A 17,952-nucleotide genomic window follows, 5' to 3' on the forward strand; every position below is an offset into this window, starting at 1 on the left:
AAATTTAGCTCTATGTTGCTACAGAGCCCTCAATGTTTCAACGAGTAGTAGATCTTTTCTGCCAGCCCTTGCGAAATACCCGGCACTTTTGCAATTTCCTCCACGCTGGCGTTGAGTAATCCTTGCAATCCGCCCATGTACTTCAACAACATCTGTCGACGTTTTGGCCCGACGCCTTCAATTGTCTCAAGCGTACTGGTGTTTTTCACTTTAGCGCGTTTTTTACGGTGTCCGCCGATGGCATGATCGTGCGACTCATCACGAATATGCTGGATCACATGCAGCGCAGGGGAATCCGGCGGCAGACTAAAGCCCTCACCTTCCGGTTCGAAGAAGAGTGTTTCCAGACCGGCCTTCCGATCGGTTCCTTTTGCCACACCAAGCAATAAAGGATGATGTTTATCCCACGGCACATCGAGCTCAGCGAAAACGGCTTTCGCCTGGCCCAGTTGCCCTTTCCCACCGTCGATCAAAATGACATCCGGGATTTTGGCCTCTTCAATGGCTTTACCATAGCGACGGCGGAGCACCTGATTCATCGCCGCATAGTCATCACCCGGCGTAATCCCGGTGATGTTGTAGCGACGATATTCCGCGCGCACCGGCCCGTTGGCATCAAACACCACACAGGAGGCGACGGTTTGCTCACCCATTGTATGGCTGATGTCGAAACACTCCATCCGCTTCACGTCCGGCAGTTTCAGCAGCGTAGCCAACGCCGCCAGGCGCTGGTGAACGGTCGATTGCTGAGAAAGCTTCGTCGTCAGCGCCGTCGCGGCGTTGGTCCGCGCCAGCTTCAGATAGCGCGCGCGATCGCCGCGCGGTTTGGTCTGAACGTTAACGCGACGCCCTGCCAGCTCGGAAAGGGAGTCCGCCAGCAAAGTTTTATCATCAAGATTAAAATCGAGCAGGATCTCCGATGGCAACGTGCGCATCTGGCTGCCCTGCAAATAGAACTGACCGACGAAGGTTTCAACTACTTCACCCAGCTCAGTACCGCCCGGCACTTTCGGGAAATAGCTGCGGCTGCCCAGAACTTTGCCCTGACGAATAAACAGAACATGGACGCAGGCCAGCCCGGCATCAAAGGAAACGCCAATGACGTCCAGATCGTCGCCGGTATTCGACACAAACTGTTTTTCCGTAACGCGCCGCACCGCCTGAATTTGATCGCGGATACGCGCGGCCTCTTCGAACGCCAGCGCCTGGCTGGCTTTTTCCATTCGCGCAATCAGCTGCGTTAAGACCTGATCGTCTTTGCCCGCCAGGAACAGACGCACATAGTCAACCTGTTGCGCGTACTCCTCTTCGCTGACCAGTCCTGCCACGCATGGGCCGAGACAGCGGCCAATCTGGTATTGCAGACAAGGGCGGGAGCGGTTGCGATAGACGCTGTTTTCGCACTGGCGAACCGGAAAGATTTTCTGCAGCAACGCCAGGGTTTCACGCACGGCGTACCCGTTAGGAAAAGGACCGAAATACTCCCCTTTCGCATGTTTCGCCCCGCGATGCATGGCCAGACGCGGATGGGTGTCGCTGCTGAGGAAAATGAACGGGTATGACTTATCATCACGCAACAATACGTTATAGCGCGGCTGATAGAGCTTAATGTAGTTATGTTCGAGCAGCAGCGCTTCCGTTTCCGTGTGCGTCACGGTGACGTCAATTTGCTGAATCAGCGCCACCAGCGCTTCCGTCTTACGGGAGGCCAGATTGGTGCGGAAATAACTGGAAAGACGTTTTTTAAGGTCTTTGGCTTTGCCAACATAGATAACCGTACCGCCAGCGTCATACATTCGATATACGCCAGGCTGGCTGGTTACGGTTTTCAGGAAAGATTTTGAATCGAACACATTGCTCACTGACTTGTTAGGGTCTCTGCATTACACAGACCATGACGAATGGCCAGGTGAGTGAGTTCGACATCGCCGTGAATGTTCAGTTTACTGAACATACGGTAGCGGTAGCTGTTCACCGTTTTCGGACTGAGATTCAGCTGCTCAGAAATCTCATTCACCTTTTGGCCTTTGGTGATCATCAGCATAATCTGCAATTCACGCTCAGACAAACTGGCAAATGGCGATCCGGTTTTTTCCGGTTCAATCTGACTTAACGCCATCTGTTGAGCGATATCCGACGCGATATAGCGCTGGCCGGCGAACACTGAACGAATAGCATTAACCACTTCCTGTGGTGCAGCGCCTTTGGTGAGATAGCCTGCGGCCCCGGCCTGCATCACTTTCGCGGGCAGCGGGTTCTCCGTGTGGACGGTCAGCATGATAACTTTGGTGTCCACGTAAGCACGCGCGATTTTACGCGTGGCTTCAAGGCCGCCAATACCAGGCATGTTCATGTCCATCAGAACTACATCGGCTGAGTGGGTACGGCACCATTTCACGGCGTCTTCGCCGCAGCAAACTTCACCGGCGACTTTAATACCCTTTATATCTTCAAGTATGCGTCGTATCCCTGCGCGCACGAGTTCGTGGTCATCAACAAGTAGAACGTTGATCAAAGGAATGTCTCCAGAAATAGGGATAACGCTACTGACTACTAATTTGGCTTATATTAACGGTTTTCTGCCCAAGTTTAAAACGCTAAAAAGCATGTCATTCGATTTCGTTCTCGTTTTTGGAAATTAGCCTGTACAGCAAGTGGAAAGAGAATCGGATTTAAAAAGTCAAATACCGTTATTTTTAAGCCGCTGTATTCAAAAAGTTACGAAAAGATCGCCCCTCTGCGCCAGGAAAGTACGGCTCTTATATTTTTGTAACAATAATTAACAGCAAGAGAACGGGCTATAAACAATTTAGGCTGGTTAAAACATTATAGTGATTACACTTAAAACGTGTTTACTTAAATAAACAAAGCGCACAATTGAACAAAAAATAACCACTGCTTTTTTTCCTCTCTGTTGTGGTATACTCCGCCGCCATAACTTTCATCGTCGCGCTCTAGCGCCGTTTTGTAATGAGGAATAACAATGAGCACACCTGAATTCGCCACCGCCGAAAATAACCAAGAACTGGCGCAGGAAGTATCCTGTCTGAAAGCACTGCTGGCACTTATGTTGCAGGCGATGGGCCAGGCTGACGCGGGCCGTGTGATCATTAAGATGGAAAAGCAGATCGCCCAGATGGAAGATCAGGGCCAGGCAGATGTATTTGCCGATACGGTTAAGCAAATTAAACAGGCTTACCGCCAGTAAAAAAAGAACGGCTGAACGCATTGCATTCAGCCGTTTTCGTGTCTGGCACGCAGAACAACTAAAGTGTGGTCAGATGAATCCCGTTGCCGCCGCGTAGCAGGCAATCTGCGTCTTATTCGGCGCATTGAATTTCTTCTGCATATTCTTCTGATGGAAGTTCACCGTATTCTCTGAGATCGACAAAATAATCGCGATTTCAGCCGACGTTTTCCCCTCAGCCGTCCACTTCAGAATTTCCTTCTCGCGCTTGCTGAATTTCATCTCTGGTGGCATCACCATGTCATGCTCAAAGCGCAGCAACGACGTCAATGCCATTTGCACTAACATTTGCAGACGCAGCTCTATTTCATCGCTGTCCATCATTTTGCCAAACTGACTGGCGCGAGAAACGGAGAGAAAACCGAGCGCGTGATTAGGCAGCATCAGACACTGCGTAATTCCCTTGCGAATACCGTGGTCGCGCGCGCCGTCCCATAGCGGCTGTGCCTCAGAAAATAACGCATCCGTCCAGGGAAGGTGTCCCTGAATGAAATTCTCCCGCTTTAATACCGGGTCAATGGCGAAATAATTTTCTGACTGATATTGCGACATCCATTCAGCCGGATAGCTCGAATGAACCGTAATTTTAGGGCGCGTAAACGGAACCGGATGGCGAACACAGAGTGAGTAATAATCGAATTCAAGATCCTGTGTTTGTTGCTGAAGTTCCTGATAAACCTCGTCCGCCGTCCCCATTTGCTGGAATCGCAGGAAGCAATTCCGTCGCCAGGTGAAAAAGTCTGTATCCCTCATACTTACTGAATGAAGCCCCTGAAAAAGATAATCATTATTATGGTGAATATAACCTAACACATAAATCTTATTTATATGTATAAAATATCGACCCAAGTGAGAATAACTTTCATGTTCCTCACTTTCAGTGTCGATAAATAGAATATAAGCATCTATAAACAGGCAAATCTGGAGAATAATTTGCTCCAGAACGTCCTTCTGGAGCAAATTAGTCAGGAGAATCTCTACCGTGTCAGGAACTTTTCCAGGAACTGACGGGTGCGAGGTTGTTGGGGATGCGTAAACAATTCTTTTGCGGGGCCCTGTTCGACAATGCGACCCTGGTCCATGAAAATCGCCCTGTCAGCCACATCTCTGGCAAAACTCATCTCGTGGGTGACAATCACCAGCGTGCGTTTCTCCTGCGCCAGCTGGCGAATGGTGTTCAGCACCTCGCCCACCAGCTCTGGATCGAGCGCAGAAGTCGGTTCATCAAAGAGGATCACGTCCGGGCGCATCGCCAATGCACGGGCAATAGCCACACGCTGCTGCTGCCCGCCCGACAGACGGCGTGGATAACTGGTCTCCTTCCCGGAAAGCCCGACTTTCGCCAGCAGCTCCCGCCCACGGGCAATGGCCTCTTCTTTCGGTTCACCTTTTACGATGACCGGCCCTTCAATAATGTTCTCCAGCACCGTGCGATGCGGAAACAGATTAAAGCTCTGGAATACAAAGCCCACATGCTGGCGAAGACGGCGAATCAGTCCTTTTTGCGGCCCGAGAGACTTACCGGTATCGATAGTAATATCACCGACCCGAATGGTGCCCCCTTCCGGATGCTCCAGCAAATTTATGCTGCGTAGCAGCGTGGTTTTACCCGAGCCGCTCGGCCCGATAATCGCGACCACTTCGCCCTCTTGCACCTCCAGGTCGATACCGTGTAATACGGTCTGTCCGTGGAATTTTTTGACCAGGTTTTTGACGTCGATAGCACTCATTTCGGATCTCGCTCCTGGCGGTTAAGCTGGTTTTCAAAATAGTTTTGCAGTGCGGAAAGCACCGTCGCCATGATCCAGTAAATCAGCGAAGCCGCCAGATACATGGTGAAAACTTCCAGCGTGCGCGAGGTGATAAGCTGTGCCTGACGGAACAGCTCCGGCACCTGGATTGTCGCCGCAAGGGACGTGTCCTTGACCAGGCTAATAAAGCTGTTGCTGAGCGGGGGAAGTGCAACGCGCGCAGCCTGCGGCAGGATCGCGCGACGCAGTGTCTGCCACGGCGTCATCCCGATACTGGCCGCCGCTTCCCATTGGCCCTTATCGATGGAGGAGATCGCCGCGCGCAGCGTTTCAGAGGTGTACGCCGCGGTATTCAGCGACAAACCAATCATCGCCGCCGGGATCGGGTCCAGCTCAATGCCGAACTGCGGCAGACCGTAGTAGATCATGAAAAGCTGGGCGATCAGCGGCGTACCGCGAAACACGGAGATGTAAAAACGCGCCAGCCAGCGTATCGGCAGGATCGGCGACATGCGCATCAATGCGAGGATAAAGCCCAGCACCAGCCCAAAGAACATCCCTCCGAGACTGAGCTGCAGCGTAAACACCGCCCCTTTCAGCAGGTACGGCAATGAATCAATAACCAGTTGAATACTTTCTTGCATTATTATTTTCGACCCGTGATTCAAACGTGAGGATGATAAGCAAACAGCGCGGGCGCTCCGCCGGTATGGACAAACAGAATCGGCCCTTCATCCTTAAAGCGCTTCTGGGTAATGCCGTCGATAAGCCCGGCCATCGCTTTACCCGTGTAAACCGGATCTAACAGGATGCCTTCCAGACGCGCCAGCAGTTTTATCGCTTCCAGCCCTTCTTCGTTTGGCGTGCCATAGCCAGGCGCAAAATAGTCATCCCACAGCAAAATATCGGCTTTCGCCTGCACGTCGAGCTGATGCGCAACTGCCTGCTGTAGGGTGACGACTTTCGGCTTCTGATCCGCAGTGCTGCGGGAGACGGTCACCCCGATAAGTTCGACATCCGGCATGAGCTGCTCCAGCCCGACCGCCAGCCCGGCATGCGTCCCGGCGCTACCGGATGCTACCACCACAGAGGAGAGGCTCACCGCCCCTTCGCACTGCTGGGCAATTTCCAGCGCGCTTTCCACATAGCCCAGCGCACCCAGGGCATTCGACCCGCCGACCGGGATCACATACGGACGAAAACCCTGCGCTTCGACGCGGGTTGCCAGTTCTTCCAGCTGAGCCGCCGGATCCGTTAAGGCATCGCACATTTCGATCTGCACGTTGAACAGATCCAGCAGCAGACGGTTGCCGTTCGTGAGATAGTTTTCCGCCCGCGTCCCGATGGGATTTTCCAGCAACGCCACGCAGTTCAGCCCCAGTTTCGCCGCCACTGCCGCCGTCTGGCGCACGTGGTTAGACTGAATGGCACCGGCGGTGATCAGAGTATCCGCTCCCTCACGCAGCGCATCCGCCGCGAGAAACTCCAGCTTACGCAGCTTGTTCCCGCCCATCGCCATAGGGGTCACGTCGTCACGTTTAATAAAGATATCGCGCCCTAAATAGTCAGAAAAACGCGGTAAGTACTCCAATGGCGTTGGCGCGCCGATAAACTCGAGGCGCGGAAAACGCGTTAAATTTTGCAGTGACATGGATCCTCCGGTGACGCTGTTTTTGTTTATTATTTTTATTATGCACGCTGAAGTGCCAGAAATGAAAAAGGCGCTTTTAAAAGCGCCTTTTTTTTCAGGGAAAGACTTATTTCGTGACGTCTGCCCCGAACCACTTCTCGGAGAGCGCCTTGAGGCTGCCGTCTTTCTGCATCTCGGCAATAGCACCGTCGACAGCTTTCACCAGGTCCTCGTTACCTTTGCGGATCGCCACACCGGCTTCCTGACGCGAGAACGCGTCACCGGCTACGGCCAGGGTATCGTTGGTTTTCTTCACCAGATCCAGCGCGGCCAGACGGTCAACCAGAATGGCATCGATACGGCCAACGCGTAGATCCTGGTATTTGGTCGGGTCATCATCATAGGTGCGAATATCCACGCCCTGTACGTTCTGGCGCAGCCACTCTTCATAGTTGGTGCCCAGACCGACGCCCACTTTTTTGCCTTTCAGATCGGCGGCTGATTTAATCGTGCCTTCGTTGCCTTTCTTCACCAGCGCCTGAATCCCGGAGACGGTGTACGGCGTAGAGAAATCATACTTCTTCTTACGCTCATCAGAGATGGTGACCTGGTTGATGACCACGTCGATACGTTTGGAGTCCAGCGACGCCAGCATACCGTCCCATTTGGTCGGCTTCAGGGACGCTTTCACGCCCAGATGCTTCGCCAGCTCTTCAGCAAACTCAACTTCAAAACCGGTCAGTTTGCCATCATCACCCTGGAAGCTGAACGGCGGATACGTCCCTTCCAGTCCCACCAGCAGCGTGCCGCGCTCTTTCACTTTATTCAGCAGATTTTCAGCGGCGAACGTTTTCATGCTCATCCCTGCGACCAGCGCCACAGCCATGACGCCCATCAGTGCCTGACGACCCAGAAGTGCTAATTTCATAGTTACCCCGATATAGTGGTTTTTTGAGTAGTGTAGGGATTTCGTTTATAACGTCAAACACGAGTCCGCTACATCTTATTCAATTTTAATATATATCAGAAGTTGTCCCGGCGTAGACTTTCTGCTTAATCACACCTGGCATTTGCGCTTTATATTGCGCGTACTTACGCAGGGCGATGCGGTAGTTGTTGGTGCTGGTAGCCGGCAGCCACGGCTCCAGATTTTCATCCAGATAGCCGGTTTTCAGCAGATCGCGGGAGATGTTTTGCACCGTCAGATGCTGGCCCAGACGACGCAGACGAACAACGTATTCGCGCACGGTTCCGTGGCTCATCTCGGTTTGCTCAAACAGGAATTGTTTAAAGCCGATGATGTCAAAAAAGTCGCTTTGCTCTTTGCAATGCAGATCGCCACAGAACCGACATAGGGCCACCCACTCCTGCTGCTCTTCCTGCCACGCGGATTCATCCATCAGGGTGTCGAGGCGTGATATCGCGATCTTATTCACGATTTCGCCGCGACGTACCAGCGTGATACGGTCAAGTAACTTATTGCAATGGGCGCAATGCGTCTGACTGTGTTTAAAGTCTTTTAGGTAGCGGCTTAAAGGCCGTCTTTTAGATTGCTGCACCGTCATGATAACTCCTGGTTGTCAATACGTTGTGCGGCACTTTTCGGGCGATACATCGCCTATAACTTACCCAGTTTGGTTCGTAAGCGTTTAATGGCCTGGCTATGCAATTGGCTCACCCGAGACTCCCCCACTTCCAGAACCGCGCCGATCTCCTTCAGATTCAGCTCTTCCTGGTAATAAAGGGTTAACACCAGCTGTTCGCGTTCCGGTAAAGCTTCAATAGCTTCCATTACGCGATGGCGTAAATTACTTTCCAGTAAATGGTGTAACGGGTTTTCATTCTGATTTTCATCAGTCACCAGCTCGATGCTATCGCCATGCTCTTCACGCCACTCATCATAAGAGAAGAGCTGGCTGTTATTGGTATCAAGCAACATCTGGCGATAATCAGCCACAGCAATGCCAAGCCGCTCCGCCACTTCGGTTTCCGTCGCGTTGCGTCCCAGTTCCTGCTCAAGCTGTCCTATAGCATGTGCCACTTCGCGGGCATTGCGGCGAACACTTCGCGGCACCCAGTCACGGCTGCGCAGTTCGTCCAGCATCGCACCACGAATACGCTGTACTGCGTAAGTCGTAAATGCCGTTCCTTGCAGAGCGTCGTATCGGTCTACTGCATTCAGTAACCCGATTCCGCCCGCCTGTAGCAGGTCGTCCAGTTCCACACTCGCCGGCAATCGCACCTGGAGGCGCAATGCTTCGTGACGCACCAGCGGGACATAACGCTGCCACAGCGAGTGTTTATCCATTACACCTTCAGCGGTATAGAGTGAATTCACGATAAACAGCCCTGCGTTAATTGAGTTATCGGCATTATTATCCGATTCTGGAGGGGTTTTAATCGGATGAATAGTGGGTGAAATGAGGGGTTATTTAGACAAATGGGTTTATTCACTTTGCCGCGTCATATTCCGCTTTTGAGCCAGGCCGCGCCCTGGACGAAGGCTGGTGCAAAATATGACGCGTATAATTTAGTCAACCGCCTGAATTGTTAAGCATTAATTGCTAATTCACCCAGGTTAACATTTTTTTCGTTTACATCGTCAGAACATTTAGACCGACTTATACGTTGCAGTGCCGCAATAATTCTCCCATGCTCTTCGTCAGTGAGATCGGGGAAGATCGGCAAGCACAGGATTTTTTCCGCAATTTGATTTGCCACCGGCAATTCGTCAGGCCCTGCCGACGGTAAATGACGGTACATTGAGAAAGAACTTATTAGAGGATAAAAATAGCGTCTCGCATAAATATCCTCTTCCTTAAGCATTTCATAGAGTTCGTCACGAGTGAGTGGAAATGCTTCTTCCACCAGCAGCGGGAAGTACGCGTAGTTCCACTCATACTCCCCGGTAAATTCATAGCAGGACAGACCGGGTGCCGATGGCAACTCACGCATATAGCGCTGATAAATTTGCTCTCTTGCCAGCAGGGCGCGGTCAATATGCTTTAACTGAAGCAGACCAAAGGCGGCATTCACTTCGCTCATTTTGGCGTTAATGCCCGGTGCAACCACTTTGGTTTCACCTGCAAACCCAAAGTTTTTAAGATAATCAATGCGTTGTTTTGTTTTCAAATCGTGGGAGATGATCGCCCCGCCTTCAAAGGTGTTAAACACTTTCGTCGCATGGAAACTCAGCACGGATAAATCGCCGTTATTCAGCACACTTCCGTCACTATTTTTAACACCAAAAGCATGCGCTGCGTCATAAATGACTCTAAGGCCATAAATATCCGCGATTTGCTGAATTTTATCGACCTCACAGGGAATACCGTAACAATGAACCGGTAAAATAGCCGTGGTCTGAGGTGTGATCAGCGCCTCTATTTTATCCGGGTCAATGTTAAATGTTAAAGGATCGATATCGGCGAAAACGGGCGTGAGCCCATTCCATAATAGTGTGTGCGACGTTGCCACGAAGGAATAGGGTGTGGTTATCACCTCGCCCGTCACGCGTAATGCCTGCAGCGCAGTCAATAAAGCCAGCGTACCATTGGAAAACAAACTGACATACTTAACGCCGAGATAACTCGCCAGGGATGTCTCCAGCTCCTGGTGGAAACTCCCTCCATTTGTGAGCGTTCTGCTGGACCACATTTTTTCCAGGTAGGGTATGAACTCCTCCAGGGGAGGCAGCAGAGGACTTGTCACAAATATTTTGTTGTTCATTTCTGGCGTCGCATATAAGTCATGAAATGAATATCTTATAAGGCGGCAACAGGAACGATCGTTTGAACACACGCCAATTTGTATTCTAATTACCCGTCCAAAAGGCCCAATAGGGTAAAAAGACTCCAAAACGCCCTGCTGTTTCCGTCATGGAGAGCGGCACAGCATCGCTAAAATGAGCAAAACTCCCAGTGCGGGAACTCATCATCGCTGACAATCCTGACTCATCTCAACATTTTGGCCTCTCAGGGAAGTACGGCCCCCGCATTAGAAACGCGCATATCTCATCGAAGAAATGATAATCACAACGAGAAATAATATGTCTCAGCATGAATTAGTCAGCATTCTTATCCCGGCTTACAAAGCCGATTTTTTCGAACAGGCTCTGCAAAGCGCCATTGAACAAGACTGGCCGAACATTGAAATTATCGTCTGTGATGACAGTGATAATGACGCTATCCGAGTGACGTGCGCGAAAGCATCGCCACTCCTAAAGAAGCCCATTATTTATCATAAAAATGCCGATCGCTTACTGGAGATGGGAAACGTTCTTCACTGCTTGAGCCATGCTAAAGGGAAATACGTCAAATTTTTGTATGACGATGATCTTATTGCCCCGAACTGTATTTCGCGCTTAGTGAAAGCACTGGAGGACAATAGGAACTGTGTATTGGCCTCTTCACGCCGTACGCGTATTGATGAGTCTGGAAATATCTTACCTGACATTGTTGCAACGGCATTCCCTTTCGGTGGCGATACGCTCCTCAACGGAAATGACCTCATCTCTTTCCTCTGCGATTACCAGGTTAATTTTATTGGTGAGCCGAGTGTTTTCCTCTGTTATCGCGACGATCTTCTGGCCTTAGGCGACCAGTTATTTAATATCGATCATGAAGAGATGCCCTATTTTGCCGATGTCGCATTGATGATCAAACTATTCCGCAAAGGCGATCTTGCCTTTATCAGCGAACCTCTTTCCTCATTTAGAATTTCGGCGGGCCAAACCAGCCAGATGGCAAAATCGCAGCAGGAACAGGTCGCCAGAACGTATTCCTTGATGCCGCAGCTCATTAAAAAACTGGGGTGGTACAAGGGGTCGAAAGAGGAGAATCAGCACGTTTTGATTGCCGCGACATCCTCGCCTGAAGAGTGGCATCAGGTGAATCTTGTGCAGGCACTACGCCAGGCGATGCATAACAGCGCACTGGATTACCAGAACACGCAAATTGCTCAGTGGCTTGAGAGCAGAACGTTACTTCCGCAGCACAGAGAACTGGCCTCCACTTACCAGGCATCACGAGCGGTTAGCCAGTCACTTTGTATCTTGATCCGTGACACGGAAAGAGCCGATGCTCTGGATCGGACCCTGGAAAGCGTGGCAGCCTGGCAGGGTTTTGGGCTGACAGTCCACCCTGTTGTGGTCGGCAATATGGTTTCTCAAAGCCGCTTCCCGGCGACAGCCATAGACGCAACCGTGTTTAACACCGTTGCCCGTATCAATGATTATCTCGACACCAGCCCACACGACTGGGTTATGGTGCTTGACGCAGGCGAACAGCTGCTGGCCAGCGGATTGTTATCCTTCGATTTGGCCCTTGAGGGGGCTTCAGGCTGTGATGCTGTCTATTGCGATGAAGTGAATTTCGACGGCAGCCGAATCACCAGTACCACCCTGCGCCCGGACTTTAACCTCGATTTGCTGCTCAGCAACCCCTCTGAAATGGCGCGCCACTGGATCTTTAAACGCACCACGCTACTCTCCCTCGGTGGCTTTAATAAGACGTACCGTCAGGCATGGCAATTTGACTATATCGTGCGCCTGATCGAGCAAAAAGGGATTCAGTTTGCGGGACATATTCCTGAACCTTTGGTCGTGGCTCATAGCCAGCTCAACGTCGCTGTTGAGGAAGAAAAAAATATACTGCGTCATCATCTTATTCAACGCGGTTATTCTCAGGGGGAGGTAGAATCCCCGCGACCAGGCATTTACGCATTACGTTATCATCACGACCAGCAGCCGCTGGTGTCTATTATTATCCCGACCAAAGATCAATTACCGGTGCTGGTTCACTGCGTCACTACGCTTTTGGAAAAAACGCGATATCCGAATTATGAAGTGCTGATCGTCGATAACAACAGCGAGACGCCCGAAGCGCTTGAATGGCTCAACGGTATTTCCACTATTGATCCACAGCGTATTCGCGTTTTACGTTATCCGCATCCGTTTAACTACTCCGCAATCAACAACATGGCCGCTCGTGAGGCGCGTGGGGAGTATCTGGTATTGCTGAATAACGACACCGGGGTAATTGAGAATAACTGGCTGGATCATCTGCTCAATCATGGATTACGCCCAGAAGTGGGCATTACCGGCGCTAAATTGTTATATCCAACCGGGAATATTCAGCATGCGGGCGTGGTAATGGGGTTGCGCGGCCCGGCGGACCATCCGTTTATTGACAGCAGCAGCGAAAAATCCGGTTATATGAACCGTCTGCACTGCGATCAAAACTACAACGTGGTGACAGCCGCTTGCCTTCTGGTGCGAAAATCGGTTTACGAGCAGGTCGGTGGATTGGACGAGGATCAGTTCCGCGTCTCCTACAACGATGTTGATTTCTGTCTGAAGGTGCGTGAAGCGGGCTATCTGACCGTCTGGACACCCTACTCCATCGTGATGCATGAGGGCAGTGTCAGCCAGAAATCCGTCGACAAAGCGACTCAGGAGAAAAAGCGTCAGCGATTTACGGGTGAGCAAGATGCCATGTATCAGAAATGGCTACCGGTGATTGCCAACGATCCGGCTTACAACCCTAATTTATCCCTGAATAACACCGGTTTTCAGCTGCAGGTCGATGCGCCGGGAACCTGGAAACCCTTGCACTGGAATCCACTGCCGACACTCCTTGCGATCACCGCCGATCGGACGCATCATCACCAGCGACACTTCCTCGATCGGCTGACGTCACTCCACGATGAAGCCATCGCCGAGACGTTGCTCCCCTTCGTTCCGCCTTCTATCGGTGAAATGGCGCGCATCTCCCCTGCAAGTCTGATCTTGCAGGAAACGATCACACCCGCAGCGCAGGAATGGCTGGCGCGCCTGCGTAAAGCGACATCTCAGTTCACCGTCTTTACGCTGGACAATTATCTGCCTGCCCTGCCGGCAAAATCCCTCCTGCGCAACACGTTGCCTGCGGAAATCACGGCGGCCCTGCAGGCAACTTTGCGTCATACGGATCGCCTGATTGTCAGTTCAGCAATGCTGGCAGAAACCTGTGCATCGTGGCATCACGACGTTCGTTTCATCGAGCCTCGTGTATCGTCTGCACAGTGGGGGAATCTGGTGATTGAACACAGATATGGTCACAAGCCACGCGTTGGCTGGGTATGCGATGGCGAAAATAGTGCGGATCTTGAAATCATTCATAAAGTCATCGTGCAATTGTCCGACCGGGTGGAATGGGTTCTGATGGGATACTGCCCGCCGTCGCTGAGATCTCATGTTTCTGAATATCACGCAGCCGTGAATGTGGAACACTACCCGCAAAAGCTGGCGTCCTTGAATCTTGATCTGGTTCTTGAACCGCTAGCGGATAATCAGTACAACCGCCATCGCAGCGTCATTCGTTTGCTGGAGTTCGGCGCATGCGGTTATCCGGTCATTTGCAGTAATAATGTCAGTATGCGAAATGAGTATCTTGTCACTCGCGTGAAAAACACCACGAATGCCTGGCTTGAGGCGATCTCAGCCTACCTGGAGGACCCGCAGGCTCGCGAGAATGCCGGAGATGGGTTAAGGGATCAGGTTCGACGCAAGGGAATGCTGTGGCGAGATGATTTGGAAACGTTTGTGGGTGACTGGCTACCCTGACGCTTAAACAAAAGGCACCCTCACGGGTGCCTTTTTTGTTACTTCCGATCCCTCAGCCAGGCTTCACGCCAGTCATCAAGCCCCTGACCACGCAGATACCAGTCACGATGAATAGCTTCACGCAGTGCATCGCCCTGGGAGGCAAGGTACTGCGCATCATTGATGTGCGCCCGAATCGCGCTCATCCAGTTTTTAAAGCGGTTTTCTACCAGCGTCACGGGCAGACCGCAGCGATACGGCACTAGATCAGTGGCAATAATGGGTACGCCGCAGGTACCAATCTCCAGAAGCCTCAGGTTGCTCTTACACTCATTGAAGTGGTTCACTTCAAGGGGCACCAGTGCCAAATCCAGATTCAGGCTCGCCAGTTTTTCTGGATACATTTCGAATGGCACGCCGGGGTGGAACTCACAGCGGACATGTTTAGGTTTCATACCCATAAACACCCACTCCACCTCATTCTCCAGCGCTTTAATGATCGGCAAGAGGATCTCCAGATCGCCCGCATGCGAACTTCCTCCCGCCCAACCTACGCGGATCTTCTTGCCAGTGCCGCGCTGACTTTGCAAATGTCCCCACTGGTCTGGCGCCAGACGGTTTTGCGCAATACGAATATCAGAGTGGAAACGGCTATACGCTTCTGCCAGCGGTTCCGTCGACACCACAACCCAGTCGGCATTGTCCATTATTTTGCGCAGGCTCTTGACCATGTGCTGCGGGAACTTGCTGTTATTGCCATTTTTCATTGGCAGGTTCAGGAGGTAATCATCGTATTCAACGACGATTTTCGCACCAGAGAGACTGCGCATCTGCTGCATCACATCCGGGAAACGACTTCCCGTAGGAAGCTCGAGCAGCACAACATCCGGCTGGAGTTGCGCCACTTCCATTAGCCCAGGTACGGAATTTATCAGCCCCCCTTCGAGCAGCGTATGACGTTCCATGGCCTTGAACGGCTGTAACACGCGATGGTGTCCATTACCCTGCCAGTTAATATGATGCGCGAGCACCACAGGTAATGGACGACCCGGCAGCGGTTCGTGGAAACGTGCCGTGCTCTCACTAAGGGTGAAAGGTACTCCTGATTTTTGCAGCAGCGGATGGTACGACGGATCGGCCAGTAATCGTTGACCCCACTCCTGATTGAGCCTTGCGTAATCGCCTCCTAACGGGCGCTCCTGAACGTGGAACTTCTGGCTGAGTAAACGGGTGGCCCCACCCATATGTTTGACTCGGGCATAAGGCGTCCAGACATTAAGATATCCCAGAGACTGCGCGCGTAAACAGAGATCCACGTCCGCAAAATAGAGCGGGAATTTCTCTTCTGTGAAGCCATTGAGCGCGAAGAACACCTCTTTTCTCACCATCATGCAGGAGGCGCTCACGGCACTCAGGTTGTGCGGCGTTTTAAGGTAATTTTCAAAACCAGCGCTATCACCTTCAGCGCCCTCAAAAGCGACCCCAACCCCCTGCTGAACACCGGCGAGATACCCCCCGTGCTGCACGCGACCATCCGCATATTCCAGACGCGCGCCGACCATCGCGATTTCCGGACGCAGGGCATGTTCAACCATGGCATCCAGCCAGTCGCCATCAATAATTTCACAGTCGTTATTGAGGAAAACCAGGATCTCGCCGCGTGCATACTGCGAAGCCAGATTGTTGATTTGTGCAAAGTTAAACGGCGCATCGTGACGCAGAATCCGAACTTGATCGAGACCCAGCCGTTCAAGCTGCTGGAGGAAATCGCACGCATCCGCGTCCACAGACTGATTGTCGACAATTAGCAGTTCATAATGCGCGTAGCGGGTTTTCTCCATCAGGCTTTCAATGCACCGACGCAGCAAGGCTACGTGGTCGCGCGTCGGGATGATTACCGAGATCAGTGGCTTCTCCACCCACTGATAGCGAATGCGCGCAACGGAAGTCTCCCCCTCCTCAACGGTGGCTGCAATGCCCAGACGCGCAAGATGCTCTGTGACAATCTGCTTGTGCTCAGCCATGACTCCCGCAGCGTTTTGCCACGTTTTAGGCAACCGATCCGTTGAAACCAGGACTTCAGCCACCCTGTCAATTGCACCCGGTCCCGCCGCTTCAACAAAGCGCCAGACCAGATCAATCAGCGCCATCTCCTTAAAACGCCCCTGAATTCCGCCCACCTGCAGCGCGGCCTCGCGGTTGATAAGCCAGGTTTGCCCTGTATAAGGCGTTGCCCGCAGAAGATCGATATTGGTGCCCGGACGAAGCGTCAGGCGCGGCTCTTCATTGGGCGAGACCATCATCTCATCGCAATAGAGGGCTAACGCAGTCTGGTTTTTAACGCGATGGGCCGCAAAGTGCAGCAGCGCATCGTCAATCAGAGTAAAACCGGCGGGGATCACCAGCAGTGCGTCGGCGTCTCGCTCACTCAACAGTGAATTCAGGTCTTCCGCCTCATCAATGACATCCACACTCAAGGCCGGAAGAGATTGCGCTGACAGAGAGGCCATGGTCCGCTCGCAGGCCTGTGCATCCCCATCGCGTGAAATCACCACCACGCCGAGACGTGCAGCTGCCGGAACATCACCGGATATAGCCAAAAGCGCTTCCCGGCGGGCCGGGCTGATTTTCCGGTCTTCCAGCCAGCGGCTGATAGAGTATTTCAGTGACTGATGCGCGAGGAGAGCTTTTCTGTGCAAGGTCAGGGCATAAGATGATTTTTCATCTAATACGGGTGATTTTACGGCCAGGGGCTGTGCAAAAATGCGCCCCATCACCGCTTCAACGCCCCACTTTTGCGCACATTGCGCGCGGTTGTCTCGCGCCCAGCGTGCCGCTGACGGATAGCCCGTTTGAAGCAGTGACAGCCATTCTTCACTGTCCGGGCAGTTGCGCAGTGACATACCGCTAAAATGGTTATGCTCATGCGCGGCCATGTTATCGGCGTTAAGGTAATCATCCACATAGCCATTAACGGCCAAGAAGAGCGGGATACCCAGTGCCAGCGTTTTGGTAGCCAAAGACTCGTTGCCAATAACCGCGTCATACTGTGATAACCACTCGGGTTCAACGAGGTTTAGCTGCTGTTTCTCATCCAGCCAGTGCAGCGTGATGCCCTTCTCCGCTGCCTTCTGCTGAAGTTCATACACCTCTGCAGTCATTTCAGGCGCCACGTACAAGGCCTGTTTTAATTCGGGCGGGCGCGTTGCGCTCGGGTAGTCAATAAAACGTGCGGGAACGAGCCAGGGCATTAGCGCCAGCTGATCTTCAAGGATCCCGGTCAGTTTGAGCTGTTCGCAGGTCAATTCGGAGAGGCCCAAGGTCAGAGAGGCCAACTCATTCTCAAGCTGCACACCGTAGGGAATATAGAGATCGTTATAATCGCTGAAATGGCGGAAGACCAGCGGGCCGCTCAGACGCTGCGCCTGCAGCCCGGCCATCAGCTTCTGGCTAAAGAAGCCGCGCCAGATAATGATTCTGTCATAAGCCAGATCAATGTCACCCTCGTCTTCGGTAATGACACGAAAACGCCCTGTCGTGTTCAGCTCATCGAGCTTGCTCTTCATTGCCTTGCCGGCGGATTGTGTGCACAGATCAATTCGAGCGCCTTGTGACAACCAGAAATCGACCAGGTCGAGAACCTCAACGGTATAGGGGGTATAAGCGTCGAATTTATCAACACTGAGTAAGTAACTTTGCATCCTGGTTCCTTTTTATGCCTGCACGTCACAACGTTCAGAAGACA

General features: G+C 52.1%; 13 protein-coding genes. 2 read left to right on the forward strand and 11 right to left on the reverse strand.

The window, feature by feature from the left end:
• Positions 1-29: 29 nt before the first annotated feature.
• Positions 30-1,862, reverse strand: a complete 1,833-nt coding sequence (uvrC, locus tag C0560_RS12830) for an excinuclease ABC subunit UvrC (protein WP_123427543.1) — start codon at positions 1,860-1,862, stop codon at positions 30-32.
• The gene (gene uvrY, locus C0560_RS12835; protein WP_100779728.1) at positions 1,859-2,515 is read right to left on the reverse strand and encodes a UvrY/SirA/GacA family response regulator transcription factor; all 657 of its coding nucleotides are present in this window, start codon (positions 2,513-2,515) and stop codon (positions 1,859-1,861) included. Before uvrY ends, uvrC begins: the two co-directional genes overlap by 4 nt.
• Positions 2,516-2,983: 468 nt before the next feature.
• Between uvrY and C0560_RS12840 the strand changes: the two genes are divergently transcribed.
• Positions 2,984-3,208 (forward strand): DUF2594 family protein, encoded by a 225-nt coding sequence (locus tag C0560_RS12840; protein ID WP_100779727.1) that lies wholly within the window; start codon positions 2,984-2,986, stop codon positions 3,206-3,208.
• Between the two features lie 69 nt (positions 3,209-3,277).
• On the opposite strand, the gene sdiA is transcribed toward C0560_RS12840, so the two are convergent.
• From sdiA to C0560_RS12880, 8 genes are all read right to left on the reverse strand, one after another.
• Positions 3,278-4,000: a transcriptional regulator SdiA gene (sdiA, locus tag C0560_RS12845; protein ID WP_100780854.1), complete on the reverse strand. Its 723-nt coding sequence runs from the start codon at positions 3,998-4,000 to the stop codon at positions 3,278-3,280.
• 224 nt (positions 4,001-4,224) lie between these two features.
• Positions 4,225-4,977: an L-cystine ABC transporter ATP-binding protein TcyN gene (tcyN, locus tag C0560_RS12850; protein ID WP_107703333.1), complete on the reverse strand. Its 753-nt coding sequence runs from the start codon at positions 4,975-4,977 to the stop codon at positions 4,225-4,227.
• Complete coding sequence (gene tcyL / locus C0560_RS12855) at positions 4,974-5,642, reverse strand: cystine ABC transporter permease (RefSeq protein ID WP_181826516.1); 669 nt, start codon at positions 5,640-5,642, stop codon at positions 4,974-4,976. The genes tcyN and tcyL overlap by 4 nt, the downstream gene beginning before the upstream one ends.
• Positions 5,643-5,662: 20 nt before the next feature.
• Positions 5,663-6,649, reverse strand: coding sequence for a D-cysteine desulfhydrase (gene dcyD, locus C0560_RS12860; protein ID WP_248858672.1), 987 nt, complete (start codon positions 6,647-6,649; stop codon positions 5,663-5,665).
• A 106-nt stretch (positions 6,650-6,755) separates the two neighbouring features.
• The gene (gene tcyJ, locus C0560_RS12865; RefSeq protein ID WP_248858673.1) at positions 6,756-7,556 is read right to left on the reverse strand and encodes a cystine ABC transporter substrate-binding protein; all 801 of its coding nucleotides are present in this window, start codon (positions 7,554-7,556) and stop codon (positions 6,756-6,758) included.
• An 85-nt stretch (positions 7,557-7,641) separates the two neighbouring features.
• Positions 7,642-8,193, reverse strand: coding sequence for a flagella biosynthesis regulatory protein FliZ (gene fliZ / locus C0560_RS12870; RefSeq protein WP_100779722.1), 552 nt, complete (start codon positions 8,191-8,193; stop codon positions 7,642-7,644).
• A gap of 53 nt (positions 8,194-8,246) precedes the next feature.
• Entirely contained in the window at positions 8,247-8,966 is a 720-nt protein-coding gene (gene fliA, locus C0560_RS12875) for an RNA polymerase sigma factor FliA (protein WP_100779721.1), read from the reverse strand.
• 212 nt (positions 8,967-9,178) lie between these two features.
• Positions 9,179-10,354: a DegT/DnrJ/EryC1/StrS aminotransferase family protein gene (locus C0560_RS12880; RefSeq protein WP_248858674.1), complete on the reverse strand. Its 1,176-nt coding sequence runs from the start codon at positions 10,352-10,354 to the stop codon at positions 9,179-9,181.
• 319 nt (positions 10,355-10,673) lie between these two features.
• Here C0560_RS12880 and C0560_RS12885 point away from each other — a divergent pair, with 319 nt between their 5' ends.
• Positions 10,674-14,228 (forward strand): glycosyltransferase, encoded by a 3,555-nt coding sequence (locus tag C0560_RS12885; protein ID WP_248858675.1) that lies wholly within the window; start codon positions 10,674-10,676, stop codon positions 14,226-14,228.
• A gap of 38 nt (positions 14,229-14,266) precedes the next feature.
• On the opposite strand, the gene C0560_RS12890 is transcribed toward C0560_RS12885, so the two are convergent.
• Positions 14,267-17,908: a glycosyltransferase gene (locus C0560_RS12890; RefSeq protein WP_248858676.1), complete on the reverse strand. Its 3,642-nt coding sequence runs from the start codon at positions 17,906-17,908 to the stop codon at positions 14,267-14,269.
• Positions 17,909-17,952 lie beyond the last annotated feature (44 nt).

Source organism: Lelliottia sp. AC1, from assembly GCF_023278595.1.
GTDB lineage: Bacteria > Pseudomonadota > Gammaproteobacteria > Enterobacterales > Enterobacteriaceae > Enterobacter > Enterobacter nimipressuralis.